The organism is Pseudomonas sp. WJP1, assembly GCF_028471945.1.
Lineage (GTDB): Bacteria > Pseudomonadota > Gammaproteobacteria > Pseudomonadales > Pseudomonadaceae > Aquipseudomonas.
This window is the reverse complement of sequence record NZ_CP110128.1, coordinates 1877061-1899854: the sequence shown is the minus strand read 5'-3', so window position 1 is coordinate 1899854 and position 22794 is coordinate 1877061. Positions and strand designations below refer to the sequence as shown.

Annotated in this window: 21 protein-coding genes; all 21 read right to left on the bottom strand. The window is 55.5% G+C overall.

The window, feature by feature from the left end; translation table 11 throughout:
• Position 1: 1 nt before the first annotated feature.
• Positions 2-949: an NAD-dependent epimerase/dehydratase family protein gene (locus OH720_RS08670; protein WP_272605251.1), complete on the bottom strand. Its 948-nt coding sequence runs from the start codon at positions 947-949 to the stop codon at positions 2-4.
• Positions 950-978: 29 nt separating this feature from the next.
• A complete protein-coding gene (locus tag OH720_RS08665; RefSeq protein ID WP_272605250.1) occupies positions 979-2937 on the bottom strand; it encodes a hypothetical protein in 1959 nt (652 codons plus the stop codon).
• A gap of 203 nt (positions 2938-3140) precedes the next feature.
• Positions 3141-3881, bottom strand: a complete 741-nt coding sequence (locus OH720_RS08660) for an SDR family oxidoreductase (RefSeq protein WP_272605249.1) — start codon at positions 3879-3881, stop codon at positions 3141-3143.
• Positions 3878-5191, bottom strand: a complete 1314-nt coding sequence (locus OH720_RS08655; RefSeq protein WP_272605248.1) for an FAD-binding oxidoreductase — start codon at positions 5189-5191, stop codon at positions 3878-3880. The genes OH720_RS08660 and OH720_RS08655 overlap by 4 nt, the downstream gene beginning before the upstream one ends.
• Positions 5188-6558: a UbiA family prenyltransferase gene (locus tag OH720_RS08650; RefSeq protein ID WP_272606423.1), complete on the bottom strand. Its 1371-nt coding sequence runs from the start codon at positions 6556-6558 to the stop codon at positions 5188-5190. The genes OH720_RS08655 and OH720_RS08650 overlap by 4 nt, the downstream gene beginning before the upstream one ends.
• Before the next feature lie 487 nt (positions 6559-7045).
• On the bottom strand, positions 7046-7192 hold the full coding sequence (locus OH720_RS08645; protein ID WP_272605247.1) for a hypothetical protein: 147 nt from the start codon (positions 7190-7192) through the stop codon (positions 7046-7048).
• 309 nt (positions 7193-7501) lie between these two features.
• Positions 7502-8521, bottom strand: a complete 1020-nt coding sequence (locus OH720_RS08640) for an MraY family glycosyltransferase (RefSeq protein WP_272606422.1) — start codon at positions 8519-8521, stop codon at positions 7502-7504.
• Positions 8518-9480 (bottom strand): UDP-glucose 4-epimerase family protein, encoded by a 963-nt coding sequence (locus OH720_RS08635; RefSeq protein WP_272605246.1) that lies wholly within the window; start codon positions 9478-9480, stop codon positions 8518-8520. The genes OH720_RS08640 and OH720_RS08635 overlap by 4 nt, the downstream gene beginning before the upstream one ends.
• Entirely contained in the window at positions 9477-10400 is a 924-nt protein-coding gene (locus OH720_RS08630) for a glycosyltransferase (protein WP_272605245.1), read from the bottom strand. Before OH720_RS08630 ends, OH720_RS08635 begins: the two co-directional genes overlap by 4 nt.
• Before the next feature lie 56 nt (positions 10401-10456).
• Complete coding sequence (gene rfbA / locus OH720_RS08625) at positions 10457-11347, bottom strand: glucose-1-phosphate thymidylyltransferase RfbA (RefSeq protein ID WP_272605244.1); 891 nt, start codon at positions 11345-11347, stop codon at positions 10457-10459.
• The gene (gene rfbD, locus OH720_RS08620) at positions 11344-12237 is read right to left on the bottom strand and encodes a dTDP-4-dehydrorhamnose reductase (RefSeq protein ID WP_272605243.1); all 894 of its coding nucleotides are present in this window, start codon (positions 12235-12237) and stop codon (positions 11344-11346) included. Before rfbD ends, rfbA begins: the two co-directional genes overlap by 4 nt.
• Positions 12234-13310: a dTDP-glucose 4,6-dehydratase gene (gene rfbB / locus OH720_RS08615; protein ID WP_272605242.1), complete on the bottom strand. Its 1077-nt coding sequence runs from the start codon at positions 13308-13310 to the stop codon at positions 12234-12236. The genes rfbD and rfbB overlap by 4 nt, the downstream gene beginning before the upstream one ends.
• A gap of 230 nt (positions 13311-13540) precedes the next feature.
• The gene (locus tag OH720_RS08610; RefSeq protein WP_272605241.1) at positions 13541-13780 is read right to left on the bottom strand and encodes a LapA family protein; all 240 of its coding nucleotides are present in this window, start codon (positions 13778-13780) and stop codon (positions 13541-13543) included.
• A gap of 27 nt (positions 13781-13807) precedes the next feature.
• A complete protein-coding gene (gene ihfB / locus OH720_RS08605; RefSeq protein WP_003218804.1) occupies positions 13808-14104 on the bottom strand; it encodes an integration host factor subunit beta in 297 nt (98 codons plus the stop codon).
• 130 nt (positions 14105-14234) lie between these two features.
• A complete protein-coding gene (locus tag OH720_RS08600) occupies positions 14235-14513 on the bottom strand; it encodes a hypothetical protein (protein ID WP_272605240.1) in 279 nt (92 codons plus the stop codon).
• 216 nt (positions 14514-14729) lie between these two features.
• Complete coding sequence (gene rpsA / locus OH720_RS08595; RefSeq protein ID WP_218440140.1) at positions 14730-16424, bottom strand: 30S ribosomal protein S1; 1695 nt, start codon at positions 16422-16424, stop codon at positions 14730-14732.
• Between the two features lie 119 nt (positions 16425-16543).
• Complete coding sequence (gene cmk / locus OH720_RS08590; protein ID WP_272605239.1) at positions 16544-17233, bottom strand: (d)CMP kinase; 690 nt, start codon at positions 17231-17233, stop codon at positions 16544-16546.
• Positions 17230-19437, bottom strand: coding sequence for a bifunctional prephenate dehydrogenase/3-phosphoshikimate 1-carboxyvinyltransferase (locus OH720_RS08585; RefSeq protein WP_272606421.1), 2208 nt, complete (start codon positions 19435-19437; stop codon positions 17230-17232). Before OH720_RS08585 ends, cmk begins: the two co-directional genes overlap by 4 nt.
• Positions 19438-19465: 28 nt before the next feature.
• Entirely contained in the window at positions 19466-20578 is a 1113-nt protein-coding gene (gene hisC / locus OH720_RS08580; RefSeq protein ID WP_272605238.1) for a histidinol-phosphate transaminase, read from the bottom strand.
• 13 nt (positions 20579-20591) lie between these two features.
• Positions 20592-21686, bottom strand: a complete 1095-nt coding sequence (gene pheA, locus OH720_RS08575) for a prephenate dehydratase (protein WP_007939916.1) — start codon at positions 21684-21686, stop codon at positions 20592-20594.
• Positions 21686-22771, bottom strand: a complete 1086-nt coding sequence (serC, locus tag OH720_RS08570; RefSeq protein ID WP_272605237.1) for a 3-phosphoserine/phosphohydroxythreonine transaminase — start codon at positions 22769-22771, stop codon at positions 21686-21688. The genes pheA and serC overlap by 1 nt, the downstream gene beginning before the upstream one ends.
• Between the last annotated feature and the right edge of the window lie 23 nt (positions 22772-22794).

Genomic DNA, 22794 nt, shown 5'->3' with positions numbered 1-22794 from the left:
CTCAAAACTCCAAAACCACTTTGCCATAAGTTGGATCGTTAAATGTTTCATCCACCGCTTTGACAAATGGCGTGTATGGAACCCCAAAAATACCCGGCCAGTCGATCACTTCAAACTCGTCCTTGGTACTCAATGCCGCCAACTGCTGAGTGGTGAAGGGCGGGTTTTTGTCGAACAAGGCCCACGTCCAGATCAAACCGTAGAAGACTGTATACGGAATCCGCACGATAGGGGTTTTGGCTTTTATAGCTTTTTTGATCACGCGAATCATGTCGATGTAATCGATTTTCTCGTGCCCGGAAATATTGTAGATCCCGTCCCGAATATCGTTTTCTATACAACTGATAATCACATTACTGAAGTCCCCCACATACAACGGTTGACGCATATAGCGGCCATGACCCGGGATCGGGAAAACCGGGACTTTCTTCATGAAACGCGATAGCCAACCCAAATGTTTACGATCAAACCAGCCAAACATCAGCGTAGGACGCAGGATGGGGCAAGCAATGCCACTATCCAGTACCATTTTTTCCTGGTCCTTTTTGGTTTTTGTGTAAAAGTCATCAGCTAATGACTCCACCACGGAAGAGCTGATATGGACTAGGCAAGGAATATCATTCAACTTGATGGCATCAAGGATCAAAGCTGTAGCGTCAACGTTGTTACGTACAAAATCCTGATAGTCGAGGCCACCAATTTGCGCTTGCAGCATGACCACGACATCGGCACCTACAAAATGGCGCTGCCATTCACCCGGCTCAGCAAGGTCGGCATACTCCACGGTGATATCAGGTTGAACCTGCTTTAGCACCTTCATGTTTTCCCGATGCTTGTCCAATACCACGATGTTGGTGTATCCCTTGGCCTTAAAGCGAGCAACCAAATTTTGGCCCACGAGGCCGGCTCCACCAGGAAGGATTATTTTTTTGTTCAACGCTGCTTGCATGTAATTGGCCTCACTCGCGGGCGGAAATTTTAGTTGTGCTCAGTTTTCAGCGCGATGGCCGACCACTCACCCCAACCGTCTCCGTCATCTGAAACTTTAATCTTGAAATTATCAGGGTATTTGTTACCGGAAAAATCCAAAGCTATCCATTCAGTCGCGACAGGCAGGATAGAGCGGGTGCTTGGATCATCGTTGACCTGAAGCGTTTGGCGGCCACCTGTCGGACCAGATCGGTACAGCAATTTATCGCCACGCTTTACGCGCAGTACTACTGACCCAGTATCTGCATCGGATTGCCGCCAACTCCCAATTACCGTCAGGCCGTCAAGTTTTGAATGCCATGAATCACTACCAGTCCATTCAGACCCATTTATGACGTCCGCGACCATCAAAGAAGTCGAATTAATATTAGGATTGACGGCATTGAAACTGTACAACATCGGATGGGTTGGCGTATCAAAATAGCAGCGTGGATTATTAGAGGCGAACTTTAAATTGCTGCCCAGACTTTCTTTTAGGACGTACCCCTTAAACTGGGAGTAAAGTGCTTTGGAATCAATTAGCCGGGCGACGTCGTCTCGCTCGCCACCAGCCAGAGCGTATCCGACAACAACATTTTTCTGATCAACTATAAGTAAAGAGCTTGGACTGGATTCAGATTCTTTATCGAAGAACCAGCCGTTCACGGTGGCATAACGATCCTCACCTGCAATGGGCAATATTTGATCCAGGCTTCCTATGCACTGCTTCTCGGTAGAGAGCGTGTTGGTTGTGCCAATCTTTTCTTTAGCCCCAAGAATTGGGTCAATGCCGAAAATAGAAAGATGCTTTTCAGATGGAAACTTGGCGACATCAAGAACCCATGCAGCGGATGGAAACACATGTAAAATTTGGTTCCTGTCATTAACTTGAAGCTCGAGGCTCAATACCGCAACGAGCCGCTCAAAACTCTCATTAACTTTCGAGTCTAGTGCGTTAGCTTGCCCGACCAGCACCGCAATTGAGAGGGCAAGGAAAGCAGGCAAGACTATTTTTCGCTTCTCAGTCCAGCGTACTAGAACCGGCATCACAATAATCAGCAGTGCAACCCAAGCCATAAGCGCCGGCGTAGAGTATCGACTACTCAATGCTTGCTCGACGCCTCCCAGCATTAAACGCCCACCCGCAGTTCCAAGTGCAGTTCCGCCAAAGTAAATAATATAAAACAACAGACAGAGGTGAAGATAGTTTCTTTGTGTAGAGCGAATATTCAAATAAGCACAGAATGCAGTCACAGCAATAAAAAATAACCCAGCCAGAGCAGCAACACCTTCTCTCAATGGAATACTTAGCACAGAGAAAATAAATGAAAATGGGCCACCTATATATAGAAGCATGTACTGCACAAGCCCCAAGGGATTATTAGTTATCACATCAACTAGTGAGCCATGGCCTCCAGGCGCCTTGTAATCGTAAAAATAAAAAAATATACAAATCGTTGCAAGCACAAACAGAACAGAATTTCGGCGGACCCCGATTCTACAGAAGACGCCATAAACAAACATAAGGGGTAAGGCAAGAATACCATTCGCCATTGTGCCTATAGAAAGAACCCCGAAAATACAGGCCAACAGGAAGTACATTAACGATTTATCTGAAGCACTGGACATTTTATACAAAAAGTAAAATGCCAACAATGGCAAAAGCTGCGCCATGAAAAACTGGCTCTGAAATGCCCAGCTCAAGTTTTCGTGTTGCGACCACGAGAACAACCAGCCTACAAGTATAAATATAAAGAAACTTCGAAGTTCTTTGCTAGGTAATGATCTGAAAGCTTCGTTTAAAAGCGTGATGAATATTACGCACGCTGCAGATACGAGCAGATAGTTTATGGTAATGAGCGAATAACTCAGTCCACCAAACCATCGAATGTCGATCCAGAAAAACACCTTGGACAACACAATTCTATGCTCGTTGTGCTGAGCCCACCACTCGGAGTAATCACCCATTGAGACTTTTGAATAGAAATTCAAGTAGCCAGCCCACATATCATAGTAGGGTACTGGAGAGAATGAGTTTATCCCTCCCACTATTGTCGAAAGCACGATAAGGGCACACAAAAAAAGTGCTAGTACTGTAAAAATCCGGATGTTATTGGATGTCAAAATGCGGGCCCCGTGATAAAACACAACATAACGTTACAATAGTAAAACTAAAGGCTAAGTCTTTTAAAAATAGCACTTGGGATTAATTTTATAATTAATAAAATTAATCGCCAAAAGCCCGGCACATATAGAGTGTCGGCTCGTCTTGATATCCCTTTGATAATAAGAGCGGCCACCTGATCCGGTGTTGCTAATAGCGCTGCCGGTAATTCCAAGCCCTGGGTCATCGGCGTATCAACAAATCCAGGCTTGATGGTGACCACATGTACCCCGACCTTAAACATCCGTGCCCGCAAGCCTTCACAGAAGGTGGATACCGCGGCTTTCGCTGTGCCATAAAGATAGTTTGAGGGCCTGCCCCGATCACCCGCCACTGACGATATCACTGCCAAAGTTCCACAGCGCTGGGTTTCAAATTGGTTGGCAAGAAGCGAGAGTAAGCCGATAACCGATGTTCCGTTGTTGGTCAGCTCGGCTAGCGCGACAGAGACATCCTGCTCGCAGGCCTTTTGGTCTGGCAAAGTGCCATGGGCAATAAGTGCTATGTCAATTTGCTGCATCGCGGCGAGACAACCTTCAAGCATCGAACCATGGGCAGCGAAATCAGTGGCATCCATACAATGTACAGTTACCGCTTTTGCGCCCCGAGCGGTTAAGTCCGCCGCAACTTGCGCTAGTTTTCCGGAGCTGCGGGCCACGAGAAAGAACTCACTGTCTTGCTTGACCCATAGGCGAGCGCATGCAACGGCGATGGCCGAGGTGGCACCAATAATTAGAATTCGTTTCATGCGGTAACTCGTTTCCAGAAGTGGGAGTTCAGAGAGGGATCACGCAGTGCTTCCAGTCGTTCCCAGGCGGGGTAAGCTTGTCGGAAATCGTCGCCGCTCATGTGGGCATCCTTGGCCGGATACAGGCGGCCACCACCCTCGCGAACGATGGCATCCAACCTTGCAAATAGTCGCACCAGGTCAGCCTTCTGCGGGAAGTCCAAGGCCAGGGAGGTGCCGGGGAGAGGGAAGGACAGCAGACCTGGCGAGGCGATGTTGCCACAGCGTTTGAGCACGGCAAGAAACGAGCCTTGGCCAGAATCGGCAATGGCTCCCAGCAATTCGCGCATGACTGCCTCAGCCACTGCGTCGGGTATCACGCATTGATACTGCTGGAAACCTCGGCGACCATAGATACGGTTCCAATATAAGATGCGATCCAACGGATAAAAGAAGGGCTCATAGCTGCCACGTTTTCGTGTGCTCTGGACAGGATGTACCCGCCAGTAGATATCATTGAACGCTCGCAAGGACAGGTTGTTGATCAGAGAAACCGGCGGCGTCAGCGGTACGCTCAACTTCGCTCGCTCGTCCACTTCCAGTGAACCATAACGGGCGTGGTCACCCACGATGAATACGCCGCGCCCGGTTTGAGTGCCTTTTGCCAAGCAGTCGATCCAAGCGACACTGTATTCATGCTGGTGATCCAGCTCCGCGGACAGGCTAAAGAACTCAGCCAGGTTATCGAAACGCACCACAGTACTGTCGATCTGGCTGGCACGAATAGGGATCAGCTGAATTTCCGCCCAGGCAATAATACCGGTCAGGCCCAAGCCACCGATGGTAGCGGCGTATAGCTCTGTATGTTCTGTGGGGGAACAGGTCAGAGGTTCTTCGTTATGGCGCAACAAACCCAAGCGCCGCACATGGTTGCCAAAGGTGCCACGCAGGTGATGGTTCTTGCCATGGACATCGTTAGCGATGGCCCCGCCGAGGGTGGCGAACTGGGTGCCCGGTGTGACTGATAGGAACCAGCCCTGCGGGACGGCAATCGCCAGGATCTCGGCGAGAGTTACACCGGCCTCTGCTTGCACGGTACCCTGCTGCCAATCAACCTGGATGAAGCGATCCAGGCTTCGCATGTGCAACACTTGATCGCTCGCGGCAAGGCAGCTGTCTCCATAACTACGTCCGTTACCATAAGGCAGGGTGCTCCCATGCGCTGCGACCACACCATCGCGCAGAGCCGCGACTTCGCTACGCCAGCTACAAGCGTGTGCAGTCTGCGGGGTATGGGGATAGCATCCCCAAGAGTACAGCGGACTGCTCATGTTGCCACCCAGAACACCAGCCCAAACAATGCGCCAACGACTAGACTGCTGCGGTCGCGGATGGCGAACACTACCGGGTCGTCATGCATTTGCCCGCGATGGGTGAGCATCCACACTCGAGTAATCCAGTATAAAAGCAGCGGGCAGGCCAGCCAAATCACTTGCGGGTGGGCATAAAGCCCGGTTGTAGCTTGATCATGGATATACAGAGCCAATACCATTACTGCCAGATAACCGGAAGATGCGCCCAGAGAGGAAATCATTTCCAGGTCGGCTGGATAGTAGCCACGCCCACGAGTTTTACCGGTATCGCCCTTGCGCCTTGCTTCGCGCAGTTCTGCGTAGCGCTTAACCAGTGCAAGGCTAAGGAACATGAACATTGAGAACGCCAGGATCCAGAAGGTCAGTTCCAACCCGAATGCTGCCGCACCAGCGATGATGCGCAGGGTATAAAGCGCAGCCAGGGCGATCACGTCGATAGCCATCTGTCGTTTCAATGACAGCGAATAGGCGAGAGTTAATATGTAGTAGGCAATCAGTGCTCCAGAAAACTCCCAAGGTAGAAGCCATGCTGCACCGGAAAAAGCCCCAACCAATAGCACGGGAAAGAGCAGTAACCCGGACTTGATCGACAATCGTCCAGCAGCAAAAGGGCGATGCCGTTTGGAGCGATGATGCCGGTCATCGGCGAGATCCAACAAGTCATTGAGCAAATAGACGCTGGAGGCGCATAGCCCAAAAAACACAAAGGCCAACACTCCCTGCCATAGCAGCATGGGGTTGGTCAGCTGGTGTGCCGCCATTAGAGGTACGAAAATCAGCGCATTCTTCATCCACTGGTGCAGCCGCAATGCCTTCAACCAGTCCTTCAGCCCGGATGGGGTGGAACGAATTACTTGTTGGACATTGCCCTGCGCCCGAGCACGGCTTTCAACTCCACGCTCCGGGTTGACGACATAGGCTTGCCGGGCTGCCGCCCACACGAGAAGGTCATCACGGGAGTTTCCAACGTAGTCGAAGCCGCCCTCACCGTATAGCTCGACCAGCAAGTCCCGCTTGTGATGAGCGGACAGGTTGCGTTTAGCATCAGAAGCCAATACCTGGTCAAATAACTGGAGGTGCTCTGCAATGCGTTCGGCCAGGCTGTAATGACTGGCTGTCGCTAGCACTACGGGCCGACCATTACGTCGCTCGACTTCAATCAGTTCAATGACCGCAGGATCGAAAGGCAAGACGCTGACATCAATATGGTGGGCATGGGCGAGCCCTTCCTTTAAAGCCGCCTTGCCTTTGCTCAACCAACTAAAGACTTTAAACAGGCTCAATGGCTTATGCCGAACAAAAGCCATACCTGTCTCCAGCAACATATCGGAGCGCAGCAGGGTACCATCGAGATCGACAATTAGCGGAAGAACGGCAGGTGCAATATTAACAGTCACAAGAACTCTTCCCTGACATGAGGTACTCCACAACAAAAAAAACTCAGGAAAGCAACGGGACCCCCTAGCAAAGGCTACTAAAAGGCCTGCTGGCTTTCATTGGCGCGCAAAACTACCACGGATGGCACATTTCTTCACGGAAAAAAGCTAAGAGATTGACTCACAGGACATGCTTTGATCACCGAGTCATAGCGCAACCCATATCTCAGCTGATCAACCCGGTTTTTTAGGGCTCTGGGAGGAGCGGGACAAACAACCGCGCTGAAGGGTTACGACTAGGTGAATGGCTATCCTCTACTGGCAACCTGCTGTGAGGGATGCTAGTCACCGCGCCACGCCGATCCGTGCGCGCGGTCCACTGTAACATCCTGACCCCCCCCCCCCCCTGAAGGGTGCCTCCCGCGCAATCAAGCTGCTACACCTCATCGAAGCTTACCTCCTGCACATGACGCAACAACTGGCGATTGACCGAGCCTGCCTTGATATCCAGTTTAACCAGCGCAGCCAGGCCATCAATGGGTTCACGGAAGCCGAAAATCAGGGTCCCGACTGAGAAGTTCAAGAGGTGAACCCTCTGACAGTCAACGGCGAATAGGACGGGGCGACGCTGAAGGTAACCGATCATTCAGCAGCTTGAGCCAATCGAGTTGAGCACCGAACTGATGGGCGTCATCAAGGAGTTGCGAGCAGAGATTAATGCATTGAGAGCAACTGCCAAGCCAGTAACCAGGTGCCTTCACTGCGCGCCTGAAACACCGACTCCCGACACCGAGTAAGATCCCTCCAAAAGTCACCTCGAAGATTCGCTGCGACCTTTATAGGTAGCAACTGCGACTATGACCCGATCAATACTTGAATTCGACCGGCGTCTTTACAGCTCTTCACACTCTGCCTTTCCTGCACCGAACCTCCAAGCAACCCAGCATAGCGGTGCATACGCCACAATTACACCAATCAACCAAGAACCACCCGCTCCCACCCACATAGCCAGCGGTAGCAGCCATCCGACATTTATGGCGACGATGGATACGGTGATGATTCTATGGCCTTTAAAAAATCTCGAGGCCTGCTGATAAGCATGACTACGATGAGCCTGATATATTTTATCGCCCCTAATCAACCGCATAATTAGGGTCCACGTCGAATCGACGATAAATACGCCCAGTAGAATCAGCCAACTCCAAAGCAACTGCGGTGCCGTCCATGTCGCATGTATTGCGAGCGCGCCCAGTACGACCCCCAAGAAGCCGCTACCGGCGTCCCCCATAAAAATACGGGCGGGGGGGAAGTTCCAAAAAAGAAAGCCAGCTACCGCTGACGCTAATAACAGAGGCACCCATACAAGCTCCGGGAATCCTGCAAACCAATAAACCAGGCAAATACCGAGACACACGCTAATAGCTTCAGCGCTGGCCAACCCGTCAATCCCGTCCATGAAGTTATAGAGGTTGAGCATCCAGACCAGATACACCAACGCCAGGGCGTCACCGAACCATCCCAGGTCAACGGTGACGCCGAAGAGTTCGATCGGAGGAAGGCCGTTCAACCAGTACAGCACCCATGCCGCAGCAATGAAATGCCCGAGCAGACGCCATCTGGCGGCAATATGCCCATGGTCATCGGCGAACCCTATCACAGCGACGAGCAAGCCTGAGCCAAACAACCCACAAAGAGCTGCAGGGCTCAGTAGGTCCAACGCAACGAGGGCGGGCAGCGCCAGGAGAAATGACCCAACAATAGCCACCCCGCCTCCACGCGGCGTTGGTACCGAGTGGGAACTTCGCTCGTTGGGGATGTCTATTAAGCTTTTGGCCAAGGCATAACGCCGCAAGACGAGCGTCAGCCCCCAGGAAGCAACGATTACCGCGAGTAGCAGCCACCAAACAGTCATTTCGGTTGTCTTTCCTGATAATAACCAACGGTCTGAAGCATGGCTTTGTCCATGTTGATGGGTGGCGTCCACCCCAGTAACTCACGATTTTTGCTGATATCAACCTGCAGCGATCCGCACAGGCGCTGAGCGACGGCCTGCTTACCCAATATCGAGGCTGCAAGCATCAATAGCCACTCAGGAAGTGGCAGAAGTCGGGCAGGCTTTCCTAGCGCCCTGGACAGGCGACGCAACAGTTGAGTCGTGGATAAGTCTTCGCCATCGCTAACCAGAAAAGTCTGATTGGCCGCGGCGGGGTGATCAATACAGGTGACGATAAGGCTTACCAGGTTTTCGATCGCTACCAGGCTTCGCTGGTTGTGAATCGCTCCCAGCGGCAATGGAATGCCTTTTTTGAGCCAACTCAGCATACTCAGGAAGTTGGCTTTCACACCGGGCCCATAGACCAGCGGTGGGCGGATAATGACGACCTCCATGCCGGTGTCACGTCCCAGTTGCTTTAATGCTTCTTCTGCTTCGTGCTTGGACACGCCATACGGGCCCACCGGATTCGGGCAATCATCGGCTGTGAACGGCTTGCCCGGCAGGGTACATTCGCCATTCACCTTGATCGAACTGATGAAGATGAAGCGTTTGACCCCTGATTCAGCTGCACGCTGCGCCAGCCGGAGGGTGCCTTCCACGTTGACCTTACGAAACTCTGTCAGGGGATCTACAGCGCTGTCATTTATTACATGCACCCGGGCAGCGGAATGAACGACGACTTGCGCAGCGCCCAGGGAGGGCAAAAGCAGGGGTTGAGTCAAGTCAAAAGGCTCTACCGGGCAGAGGCCGTGCAATCGCGTGGCACCTCGAGCAGCGGCAATGACAGCAAAAGTCTTGTCTACCAGAAGCCGAAACACCAACGCCTCACCCACTAACCCACTTGCCCCTGTCACCAATACCTTTGGGGCTGTCATTTAGCTCTTTTCCCTATCAATGCGGTGGCCCAGCAAATACAAAAAAAGAACACTTTGTCACGCGCACGTCGTCGACACTTGCTGGCACTGAACGACAGTTTCATCAGTTGACGACGCCCCAACGGTAGCCAGGCTCGGACGAAAGGCTCGTTACCCTGCCCCACCAACCGCGCAATCAACTGAACCTGATTGAACCACCAGCCAGCATGAATGGTTTTATAACGGGATATCAGTGGGCTTAAGCCTGTATTGGCACCAACCTGATTGCGTTCGTGCTGGCGATACTCCATCGACGGTATCGGATCGATATACCATCGAAAACCATGGCATCGGGCAAAAGCATAGCAATACCAGTCGTGCAAGCTTACATTTTGTAATAGCTGCCAATTACCGAGCATCGAAGTCTTTAGCGACTCTGCGAGGCTTTTGCTCATTACATAAGTACAGCCAGGCCCCGCAGCTTCGAACAAGAAATCCCATTCAACCTGGGGCTGTGCCTTGTCTAGCAAATGGGTTTTACCATCTGGCCAAAAAGCCGTGACGTTACTGGAGTAGGCGTCGACCTGACGGGTTTGAATGACATGGGCAGCACGCTGAAGCTTATCCGTATGCCAGACGTCATCCTGATCGGCAAAGGCAACGAAGTCGTAACCTTCAAAGTCGACATCGCGGATGAGTCGAAAGAAGTTGCGAGATGCGCCACCAAAGCTGCCGGCAGCTGGTAAGACCAGAACTTCGGGGTGTTTGGCAGCATAAGCAGCACACCAAGCTTCGGTACCGTCAGTCGAGGGGTCGATACTGATGTAAACGGTTACGTCGACAGTTGACTGACCGAGGATCGAGGTCAACTGCTCCTCGATCCACTGCATGCCATTGTAGGCAGCCAGCAAAACCGCAACCTTGGGATGTTTTACTGGCATGCCATTCCTGCTTGCACCGGTTAGACGCTACTGTTCGAACGAATTGAGCGCTCGAATCAGTGGGAAGGCGAGTCCAGCAGCTTTTGCAGGTACTGACCGTAGCCGGTCTTCTTCAGGGCGTCGGCTTGAGCACCCAACTGCTCGGCAGTAATCCAACCGTTGTGATAGGCAATCTCTTCCAGGCAAGCCACTTTCAGGCCTTGGCGCTGTTCGATGGTGTGCACGAAGTGACTGGCTTCCAGCAACGAATCATGGGTACCGGTATCGAGCCAGGCAAAGCCACGGCCCAGCATTTCGACATTGAGTGTCTTACGCTCCAGGTACGCACGGTTAACATCGGTGATTTCCAGTTCGCCACGCTCGGACGGCTTGATGCTCTTGGCGATCTCGACAACATCGTTGTCATAGAAGTACAAGCCGGTCACCGCATAGTTGGATTTTGGCTTCAGCGGTTTCTCTTCAATGCTAAGAGCGCGACCGGTTTTGTCGAACTCGACAACACCGAAGCGCTCCGGATCGGAGACGTGGTAGCCGAATACGGTAGCGCCATGTTGTTGAGAGCTGGCGGAGCGCAGGTTATCCGAGAAGTGCTGACCGTAAAAGATGTTGTCGCCCAGGATCAGGCAGCAAGGATCTTCGCCGATGAACTCTTCTCCGATGATGAAGGCTTGTGCCAGACCATCCGGACTAGGTTGTTCGGCGTAGGTCAGCTTGATGCCGTACAGGCTTCCGTCACCCAACAACTTGCGGAAACACGGCAAGTCTTCAGGCGTGGAGATAATAAGGACTTCACGCATGCCCGCAAGCATCAATACCGACAGCGGATAGAAGATCATCGGCTTGTCGTAGATCGGCAGCATCTGTTTGGACACGCCGAGGGTCAACGGATGCAGACGCGTGCCCGAGCCGCCAGCGAGGATGATGCCTTTACGATTTGTCGTGCTCATTTATTCAGAACTTCCCTAAGCATTCGGGTTACACCACTTTGCCAATCCGGCAAGTGTAGAGAAAAGTTGTCACGTAGCTTCTGAGTATTCAAACGCGAATTCAGAGGGCGGCGCGCCGGCGTTGGATAAGCCGTCGTTTCAATCGGATTGATCGCCGTTACGGCGAGCTGCTCGCCGCTGTCTTGGGCGAAACCGATCACATGGCTAGCATAGCCGTGCCAGGACACTTCGCCACTGGCCGCCAAGTGATACAAGCCCGACAGCTCGGGACGCTGCAGAACTTGCTGAATGGCCAGCGCGGTGACGTCAGCAATCAGGTCTGCACCCGTCGGGGCTCCGATCTGGTCGGCGATAACGCTCAAGGTTTCGCGATCTTTGGCCAGACGCAGCATGATCTTGGCGAAGTTGTTGCCGCGAGCGCCATAGACCCAGCTGGTGCGGAAGATCAGATGCTTGCAGCCCGACGCGGTAATCGCCTGTTCACCGGCCAGTTTACTGGCGCCGTAATGATTCACCGGGGCGACTGCATCTGACTCTTGCCACGGCGTTGAGCCCAAGCCGTTGAAGACGTAGTCGGTCGAGTAGTGAATCAGCCAGGCACCCAGAGTCGTGGCCTCTTCGGCCATGACCTGGCTTGCCTGACCGTTCACACGGTCGGCCAACTCGGTCTCGGACTCGGCTTTATCGACGGCAGTGTAGGCCGCAGCGTTGACGATGATGTCGGGTTTGACCTGACGGATCGTTGCGCGCAAAGCGTCGAGATCGGACAGGTCGCCACACAAACCATCGACCGCATGGCGATCCAGGGCGATTAACTCACCCAGTGGTGCGAGGGAGCGCTGCAGCTCCCAGCCTACCTGGCCGTTTTTTCCTAGCAGAAGAATTTTCATGCTTTGTTCGAACGATCTGCGTAGTTCTGATCGATCCACTGCTGGTAGCTTCCACTCTTCACGTGAGCCACCCATTCAGTGTTGTTGAGGTACCACTCGACCGTTTTGCGGATGCCGGTTTCAAACGTTTCTTCCGGCGTCCAACCCAGTTCACGCTGAATTTTGCTGGCATCGATTGCGTAACGCTGATCGTGACCCGGGCGGTCCTGAACGTAAGTGATCAGGCTGGCATGTGGACGGTGAGCAGAATCGGGACGCAGTTCGTCGAGCAGTGCGCACAGGGTATGCACCACTTCGATGTTTTGCTTTTCGTTATGGCCACCGATGTTGTACGTCTCGCCAACAACTCCTTCGGTCACAACTTTGTACAGCGCGCGGGCGTGGTCTTCGACGTAGAGCCAATCGCGGACCTGATTGCCTTTGCCGTAGACCGGCAGCGGCTTGCCTTCCAGTGCATTGAGAATGATCAGTGGGATCAGTTTCTCAGGGAAGTGGCACGGACCGTAGTTGTTGGAGCAGTTGGTGACCAGGGTCGGCAAGCCGTAGGTGCGGCTCCAGGCGCGAACCAGGTGATCGGAACTGGCCTTGCTGGCGGAGTATGGCGAACTTGGCTGATACGGTGTGGTTTCGGTGAAGAGGTCTTCCGGACCTTCGAGGTCTCCGTAAACTTCGTCAGTCGAAATATGGTGAAAGCGGAAGTTGGCTTTACGCGCATCATCCAGCGCTGCCCAATAGTGGCGCGCAGCTTCCAAGAGGGTGTAAGTGCCGATGATGTTGGTCTGGATGAATTCAGACGGGCCAGAGATCGAGCGATCAACGTGGGACTCTGCGGCCAGGTGCATGATCGCATCCGGTTGGTGTTCACGCAGAACACGGTCGACCTGATCACGGTCGCAGATGTCGACGCGCTCGAACACGTAACGCGAGTTCTGGCTAACTTCAGCCAATGACTCAAGGTTACCCGCGTAAGTAAGCTTATCGACGTTAACGACAGAGTCGGTAGTGTTGGAGATGATATGACGGATGACTGCCGAGCCGATAAATCCGGCGCCGCCGGTTACTAGAATTTTCACGCGAAACCATACCCTTGAGTTACTGACAGGGCCGCCAACCGAGCACTGTCTAATCCATGAATGCAGAAGCCATCAAGCCAGCTGAGGCCCCTGACGAAATCAATCTGAACCGATGTGGGAATATGCCACTATCGGACAAGCGCAGCATTTTACAGCTTAATGACGGTTTTACTAATGGATATGGACAAGCTGTGGCTAAAGTTTAGTGCGCCTTCCGCGCCATGTCGCAATTAGACCAGGCGCTTGCGTGAAACTCTGGATGTCCGCCCCAAAAACCAGCCTAGAATCGGCCCGATGACCATCCCAATCAGCAGCGCAACAACCATGACCAGTGATACCGGCAGTTGCGGCCCCGCCCAACCCAGGAACAGCAGGGAAACCGATTGCTGGTTCTCGAGAACGAACGCCAGGATCGCCAAAATCAGCAACAGAACGAATACCGCGAGCAATATGCGCTTGAGGTTATGCATCAGGGCCTCCTTGAAGTGCAGTCGCCATCAAACCCCCTCCTCCTCATCCTCGTTCACACGATCGCGCAGCTCTTTACCCGGCTTGAAATGCGGAACAAATTTACCGTCGAGACTGACAGATTGGCCAGTTTTAGGATTGCGGCCTACGCGTGGCGCACGGTAGTGCAATGAAAAGCTGCCAAACCCACGGATCTCGATGCGATCACCGGTGGCCAGGCATTGGGACATTTGCTCAAGCATGGTCTTGATGGCCAGCTCCACATCCTTTGATGAGAGCAGCCCTTGATGGGTGACAATTCGTTCGATCAACTCCGACTTCGTCATAATTTTCCCTTCTTTTTCAAGCAGCTAGATCAGCGCTTCAAAGGTTTTAGCATGCCCTGACAAATTTGAACAGCCCCATTCCGAACCCTGTTTTTTCTCGCCCAGACGCCGCAACCTCCAACCCGCCCACTCACCTGCAGATAACCAACATCGTCCGCGTGCTAAAGCCCGCAGGATTGAAGCCGAAGAGAAACTCTTGCTCTTCCTTGGCGTCATCGGACCTTGCCACGACTTTGTAGCCTGCACCTTTGCATTCTTTGCCCGCGCGCTTTTGGCACCTCTCCCACCCCGATCCCAGCCCGGAGCAATCAACCTCGATACCACTGACCCCACGCATCGCATGCGTTCTTGCATTAGATGTACAACTCGCCAATGCCAGCATTGCCATCAAGACAACGAGCCTTTTCATTCGCATCCTTATGCCAGGCGGACTGACCGACCGTCGCTTGCTCCAGACTAAGACTAGCTGCAAATAAGCGATTGATCCTGCTAAGGAAAGAGACAGTTTTGGCGAGGAAATGTTTCGTGGCTAGCCACACAGAAGATCGCACCCACGGCGGATCGGCCAAATTCCAGGCACAAAAAAGGGCGACCGAAGTCGCCCTTTTTTACAGAAAGTCAGAACTTAGTTCTGCTTTTCCGCTTGTGCAGCACGCAGCAGGTCACCCAGAGTGGTGGCTACTGGAGCATCCGTAGCTACTGGCTTGTCGCGCAGGCTCTGGATAGCTTCTTTCTCGTCTTCAACGTCTTTCGACTTGATCGAGAGCTGGATTACGCGGCTCTTGCGATCAACGCTGATGATCTTGGCTTCTACTTCTTCGCCTTCTTTCAGAACGTTGCGCGCGTCTTCAACGCGATCACGGCTGATTTCGGAGGCTTTCAGAGTCGCTTCGATATCGTCGGCCAGGGTGATGATGGCGCCTTTGGCGTCAACTTCTTTCACGATGCCCTTAACGATTGCGCCTTTGTCGTTCTCTTGAACGTACTCGGAGAACGGATCGCTTTCCAGTTGCTTGATACCCAGGGAGATGCGCTCGCGCTCTGGGTCAACAGACAGGATAACGGTGTCCAGCTCGTCGCCCTTCTTGAAACGACGAACAGCTTCTTCGCCCACTTCGTTCCAGGAGATGTCGGACAGGTGAACCAGGCCGTCGATGCCGCCGTCCAGACCAATGAAGATACCGAAATCGGTGATCGACTTAATGGTGCCGGAGATTTTATCGCCCTTGTTGAACTGGCCAGAGAAATCTTCCCATGGGTTAGATTTGCACTGCTTGATGCCCAGGGAGATACGACGACGCTCTTCGTCGATGTCCAGAACCATAACTTCCACTTCGTCGCCGACTTGTACGACTTTCGAAGGGTGGATGTTCTTGTTGGTCCAGTCCATTTCGGAAACGTGTACCAGACCTTCAACGCCTTCTTCCAGCTCAGCGAAGCAGCCGTAGTCGGTCAGGTTGGTTACACGAGCGGTAACGCGAGTGCTTTCTGGGTAACGGGCTTTGATAGCAACCCATGGATCTTCGCCCAGTTGCTTCAGGCCCAGGGAAACACGATTGCGCTCGCGATCGTACTTCAGAACCTTGACATCGATCTCGTCGCCAACGTTGACGATTTCGGAAGGATGCTTGATACGCTTCCAAGCCATGTCGGTAATGTGCAGCAGGCCATCGACGCCACCCAGATCGACGAATGCGCCGTAATCGGTGAGGTTCTTGACGATACCTTTGACTTGTTGGCCTTCCTGCAGGGATTCCAGCAGAGCTTCGCGCTCGGCGGAGTTCTCTGCTTCCAGGACGCTGCGACGGGAAACGACAACGTTGTTGCGCTTCTGGTCCAGCTTGATGACCTTGAATTCCAGCTCTTTGCCTTCCAGGTGCGTGGTGTCGCGCACTGGACGGACGTCAACCAGAGAACCTGGCAGGAACGCACGGATGCCGTTAACGTCGACAGTGAAGCCGCCTTTAACCTTACCGTTGATAACGCCCTTGACCACTTCTTCAGCTGCGAAGGCTGCTTCGAGAACAATCCAGCATTCAGCGCGCTTGGCTTTTTCACGGGACAGCTTGGTTTCACCGAAACCGTCTTCAACCGAGTCCAGAGCAACGTGAACTTCGTCACCGACATTGATAGTCAGGTCGCCAGCATCGTTGTAGAACTGTTCCAGCGGGATCAGAGCTTCAGACTTCAGACCAGCGTGAACGGTTACCCAGCGAGCTTGGTAATCGATATCAACGATAACACCGGTGATGATGGAGCCTGCCTGAAGGTTCAGGGTTTTTAGGCTTTCTTCAAAGAGTTCCGCAAAGCTTTCGCTCATTTTAATTCCTGTTGATGAGGGCGAAGAATACGCCCATCTCCACACCCCAGACGGTGTGGGTTAGTTTCATTTAGAAGAAGCACCACAGGACTATGACTGGTCCCCTGCGGCCTTCTTGTTCACCCGGCGATATCGCGAATGGCGATCTCGCTCATGATGCGTTCCAGCACCTGCTCGATGGATAATTCCGTGGAATCCAGCTGTATGGCGTCAGCCGCCGGTTTGAGCGGGGCTACCGCTCGCTGGGTGTCACGCTCATCGCGTGCACGTATCTCATCTAGCAGACTCGACAGACTAACATCCTCGACCTTGTCCTTCAACTGCAAATATCGACGACGTGCCCGCTCCTCGGCGCTGGCGGTCAGGAAAATCTTCAGCGGCGCATCCGGAAACACCACCGTACCCATGTCGCGACCGTCGGCCACCAGGCCCGGCGCTTCCTGGAAGGCGCGCTGGCGCTGCAGCAGCGCCTCGCGCACCGCTGGCAATGCCGCCACCTGGGAGGCACCTGAGCCGATGCTTTCGGTACGGATCACATCGCTGACTTCATCCCCTTCCAGAATGATGCGCTGCAGCTGACCTTCGGTCGCCGCGATGAACTGAACATCCAGATGAGCGGCAAGTTTCTTCAGCAGCTCTTCGTTGGTCAGGTCGACGCCATGGTTGTGGGCAGCGAAGGCCAGCAGGCGATACAGCGCACCGGAGTCGAGCAGGTTCCAGCCCAGGCGATTGGCCAGGATCCCGGCGATCGTGCCTTTGCCCGAACCGCTTGGCCCATCGATGGTGATGACCGGTGCACTGTTCTTCACGACTGGGCCTCTTGGGCAACGCGGATACCGACCTGCGCGCACAGCGCGAGGAAGTTGGGGAACGAGGTGGCGACGTTGGCGCAGTCATGGATGCGGATCGGCGCAGTGGCGCGCAGCGAGGCAACGCTGAAGGCCATGGCAATCCGGTGGTCGCCGTGACCGTGCACTTCACCGCCGCCGATCTGGCCGCCATCGATGATGATGCCATCCGGGGTCGGCTCACACTTGACGCCAAGCGCCAGCAAGCCATCGGCCATGACCTGGATACGGTCCGACTCCTTGACCCGCAGCTCTTCGGCGCCGGTCAGCACGGTGCGCCCTTCAGCACAAGCGGCAGCAACGAACAGCACCGGGAATTCGTCGATCGCCAACGGAACCAGCGCCTCGGGGATCTCGATACCCTTGAGTTTAGCTGCCCGCACGCGCAGGTCAGCTACTGGCTCGCCACCCACTTCACGCTGGTTTTCCAGAGTGATGTCCGCGCCCATCAGGCGCAGGATGTCGATGACACCGGTACGGGTCGGGTTGATGCCGACATGCTCAAGCACCAGCTCCGAACCTTCAGCAATAGAAGCGGCCACCAGGAAGAACGCCGACGACGAGATGTCGCCCGGTACTTCGATGTGGGTCGCGGTCAGCTTGCCGCCGGACTCGACCGAAGCCGTTGCACCGTCAACGCTCACCGGGTAGCCGAAGCCACGTAGCATGCGCTCGGTGTGGTCACGGGTTGGCGCAGGCTCGGTAACGGTGGTCTTGCCTTCGGCATACAGGCCCGCCAGCAGCAGGCAGGATTTAACCTGGGCACTGGCCATTGGCATGGTGTAGGTCAGGCCCTTGAGCTTGTTGCCACCACGAATGGTCATCGGTGGACGGCCTTCGGCGGCGGTCTCGATCACTGCGCCCATCTCGCGCAGCGGGTTGGCCACGCGGTTCATCGGGCGCTTGGACAGCGAAGCGTCGCCGGTCAAGGTGCTGTCGAAGTCCTGCGCGGCCAGCAGGCCGGACAACAGGCGCATCGACGTGCCGGAGTTACCCAGGTAGATCGGGCCCGGTGCTGGCTTGAGGCCATGCAGGCCGACACCGTGAATGGTCACGCGACCATGGTGCGGACCTTCGATGACCACGCCCATGTCACGAAACGCCTGCAAGGTCGCCAGGGCGTCTTCGCCCTCGAGGAAGCCTTCGACTTCGGTGACGCCTTCGGCCAGGGAGCCCAGCATGATCGAACGGTGGGAAATCGACTTGTCACCTGGTACGCGAATCCGACCGGACAGGCGGCCACCAGGTTGAGCCAGGAAAATCAGATCGTTGGAGTTCATAGCGTCCACATAGGCCCGACGGGCCAGGATTTTACTGAAATGCTCGCGGGCAACCCGGGCGCGAGTGAAAACGCCCAACAATTGGTGCCCATCCCCTGCATCGACCGCGTCGCGCAAGGCGTCGAGGTCGCTGCGAAATGTATCGAGTGTGCGCAGGACAGCGTCGCGGTTAGCGAGGAAGATGTCATGCCACATGACCGGGTCGCTCCCGGCGATTCTTGTGAAATCGCGGAAACCGCCCGCAGCGTAACGGAAGATCTCGAGATTTTCATTGCGCTTGGCCAGCGAGTCGACCAGGCCGAATGCCAGCAAGTGCGGCAGATGACTGGTGGCCGCCAACACTTCGTCGTGCCGTTCGACCTGCATGTGCTCGACATCGGCGCCCAGTTCGCGCCACAAGCGGTCGACCACGGCCAAGGCTTGCGGATCGGTCTGCTCCAGCGGTGTCAGGATCACTTTGTGGCGACGGAACAGTTCGGCATTGGAGGCTTCCACCCCGCTCTGCTCGGAACCGGCGATCGGATGCCCTGGCACGAAACGCGCCGGCATGCCGCCAAAAGCTTCGCTTGCCGCACGCACGACATTGCCCTTGGCGCTGCCGACGTCTGTCAGGATCGCTTGCCCCAGATCCATGCCGGCCAATCGGCCAAGCATTTTTTCCATGGCGAGGATCGGCACGGCCAGCTGGATCACGTCGGCGCCCTGGCAAGCGACCGCCAGGTCGTCTTCGCAACGATCCACCACACCCAGCTCGACCGCCAGCTTGCGTGACTGCGGGTCGAGGTCGACCCCGACCACTTCGCGGCATACGCCACTTTCGCGCAAACCCTTGGCAAACGAACCGCCGATCAACCCCAGGCCGACCACCACCAGGCGCCCGATCATGGGTTCAGCAGATTGCGGCACAGTGACATCAACCACGGGCCATAACCTTGGTCAGCGCCTCGAGGAAGCGGCTGTTTTCCGCCGGCAGGCCGATGGTGACGCGCAAGTGGTTCGGCATGCCATAGTTGGCCACCGGACGCACGATCACGCCCTCGCGCAGCAAGCCCTGGAAGACCGGAGCCGCTTCACGACCCAGATCAACGCAGATGAAGTTGCCCTTGGAAGGAATCCAGCTCAGCCCCAGGTCACGGAAACCCGCTTCCAGTTGCTGCATGCCCGACTCGTTGAAGCGACGACTTTCTGCCAGGTACTCGGCGTCTTGCAGCGCAGCGCACGCAGCGGCCAAGGCCAGGCTGTTGACGTTGAACGGTTGGCGCACGCGGTTCAGCACATCGGCGACCACGGCGGTAGACAAGCCATAACCGACGCGCAATGCCGCCAGGCCGTAGGCCTTGGAGAAGGTGCGCGACACCAGCAGGTTCGGGTAGGCCGCCAGGAAGTCCAGGCCGTCCGGCAAGTCGCTGCCTTCGGCGTATTCGATGTAGGCCTCGTCCAGCACCACCAGCACGTGCTCCGGCACGTCCTGGAGGAATTCGTCCAGCGCCTCGGTATCGAACCAGGTCCCGGTCGGGTTGTTCGGGTTGGCGATGAAGACGACGCGGGTATTGGCGTCGATCGCCGCCAGCATGGCCGGCAGGTCATGCCCCCAATCCTTGGCCGGGATCACTTTGGCCTGGGCGCCGACGGCCTGGGTCACGATCGGGTAGACCGCGAACGCATGCTCGCTGAACACCGCATTCAGGCCCGGCGCCAGGTAGGCGCGCGCCACCAGCTCAAGGATGTCATTGGAGCCGTTGCCCAGTGTCACCTGGTTCAGCTCGACGCGGCACTGTTCGGCCAGCAGGGTCTTGAGCGCAAAACCGTTGCCGTCCGGATAACGGGTCAGCTCGACCAGAGCATCACGGATAGCGGCCAGGGCCTTGGGGCTCGCGCCCAGCGGGTTTTCGTTGCTGGCCAGCTTTACGATGCTGGCTGGATCCAGATCCAGCTCACGTGCCAGTTCGTCCACGGGCTTGCCCGGAACGTAAGGCGAAAGTTGTTGCACGCCCGGCTGTGCCAGAGCGAGGAAATTGCCACTCATTTGCTACCGCCCCTTAGAGAACTGCTTTCGGGTAGGAACCCAGCACTTTGAGTGCTACTGCTTCCTGACTGATCTTTTCCAGCACACCTTTTACCAGCGGATCGCGGTGGTGGCCGACGAAGTCGATGAAGAACACATAAGTCCATTTACCGCTGCGCGACGGACGGGTCTCGATGCGCGTCAGGTCGATGCCGTTGTCGTGGAACGGCACCAGCAATTCGTGCAGCGCGCCCGGCTTGTTGCTCATCGAGACGATGATCGAAGTCTTGTCGTCGCCGGTTGGCGGCACTTCCTGGTTACCGATCATGAGGAAACGCGTGGAGTTGTCCGGACGGTCCTCGATTTTCTCGGCCAGACGGGTCAGCCCGTAGAGGCCGGCCGCCATGTCGCCGGCAATCGCCGCCGAGTTCCACTCACCCTTGACCCGCTTGGCCGCTTCGGCGTTGCTGGACACTGCCACGCGCTCGACATTCGGGTAATGGGCGTCCAGCCACTTGCGGCACTGGGCCAGGGACTGGGCGTGGGAATAGATACGGCTGATGCTGTCGGTCTTGGTGTTTTCACCGACCAACAGGTGGTGGTGGATCCGCAGCTCGACTTCACCGCAGATCACCATGTCGTGCTCGAGGAAGCTGTCGAGGGTGTGGTTGACCGCGCCTTCGGTGGAGTTTTCCACCGGGACCACGCCAAAGTTCACCGCACCGGCCGCCACTTCGCGGAACACTTCGTCGATGGCCGCCATCGGTTTGCTGATCACGGCGTGACCGAAGTGTTTCATGGCCGCAGCCTGGGTGAAGGTACCTTCAGGGCCGAGGTACGCCACTTTCAGCGGCTGCTCGAGGGCCAGGCACGAGGACATGATTTCGCGGAACAACCGCGCCATCTCTTCGTTGCCCAGCGGCCCCTGGTTGCGCTCCATGACACGCTTGAGCACCTGAGCTTCGCGCTCAGGACGATAGAACACCGGCACTTCGCCTTCGGCCAGCGAGGCCATCTTTACTCGCGCAACTTCCTGGGCGCAGCGGGCGCGCTCACTGATCAGCTCCAGGACTTTTTCGTCCAGGGCATCAATGCGCAGGCGCAGTGCCTTGAGTTCTTGCTCAGACATTAGCCGTGTTCCTTCTCGAACTCTGCCATGTACGCCACCAGCGCGTTGATCGCGTTGATGTCCACGGCGTTATAGATGGAGGCGCGCATGCCGCCCACCGAACGGTGACCCTTGAGATTCAGCAAGCCACGCTCGTCGGCACCGGCCAGGAACGGCTTGTCCAGACGGTCGTCCGCCAGGCGGAACGGTACGTTCATCCACGAGCGGTCCGACTTGTTGATCGGGTTGCTGTAGAGGCCGCTGGCGTCGATGAAGTCGTACAGCGTGCGCTGCTTGACGTCGTTGAGCTTGCCGATGGCCTCGACACCGCCCTGCTCCTTGAGCCACTCGAACACCAGGCCGGACAGGTACCAGGCCAGGGTCGGCGGGGTGTTGTACATCGAGCCGTTATCGGCCGCGACCTTGTAATTGAGCATGGTCGGGCAAATGGAACGAGCGTTGCCCAGCAGGTCTTCGCGAACGATGTTCACGACGATGCCGCTCGGGCCGATGTTCTTCTGGGCGCCTGCGTAGATCATGCCGAAACGCGAAACATCGATCGGGCGCGAGAGGATGTCCGAAGACATGTCGGCGACCAGCGGAACATCACCGGTTTCCGGAACCCACTGGAATTCAAGGCCGCCGATGGTTTCGTTTGGCGCGTAGTGGACGTAGGCCGCGTCTTTCGACAGCTTCCATTCGTTCTGGCCGGGAATGGCGAAATAGTCGTAGGGCTTGGCGGTGGCAGCAACATTGACGCTGCCGAAGCGCGATGCTTCCTCGATGGCTTTCTGCGACCAGATACCGGTGTCGATATAGTCGGCGGTGCCGCTTTCAGGCAACAGGTTCAGGGGAATCTGAGCGAACTGCTGGCTGGCGCCACCTTGCAGGAACAGCACTTTATAGTTCGACGGGATATTCAGCAGATCACGCAGATCCTGCTCGGCCTTGGTGGCGATGGACACGAACTCATCGCTGCGATGGCTCATTTCCATGACCGACAGGCCTTTGCCGTGCCAGTCGAGAAGTTCACCCTGGGCGCGCTGCAGGACAGCTTCGGGAAGCGCCGCAGGACCGGCACAGAAGTTATAGGCTCTCTTGCTCACATCCAATCTCGCTCTGATTTGGT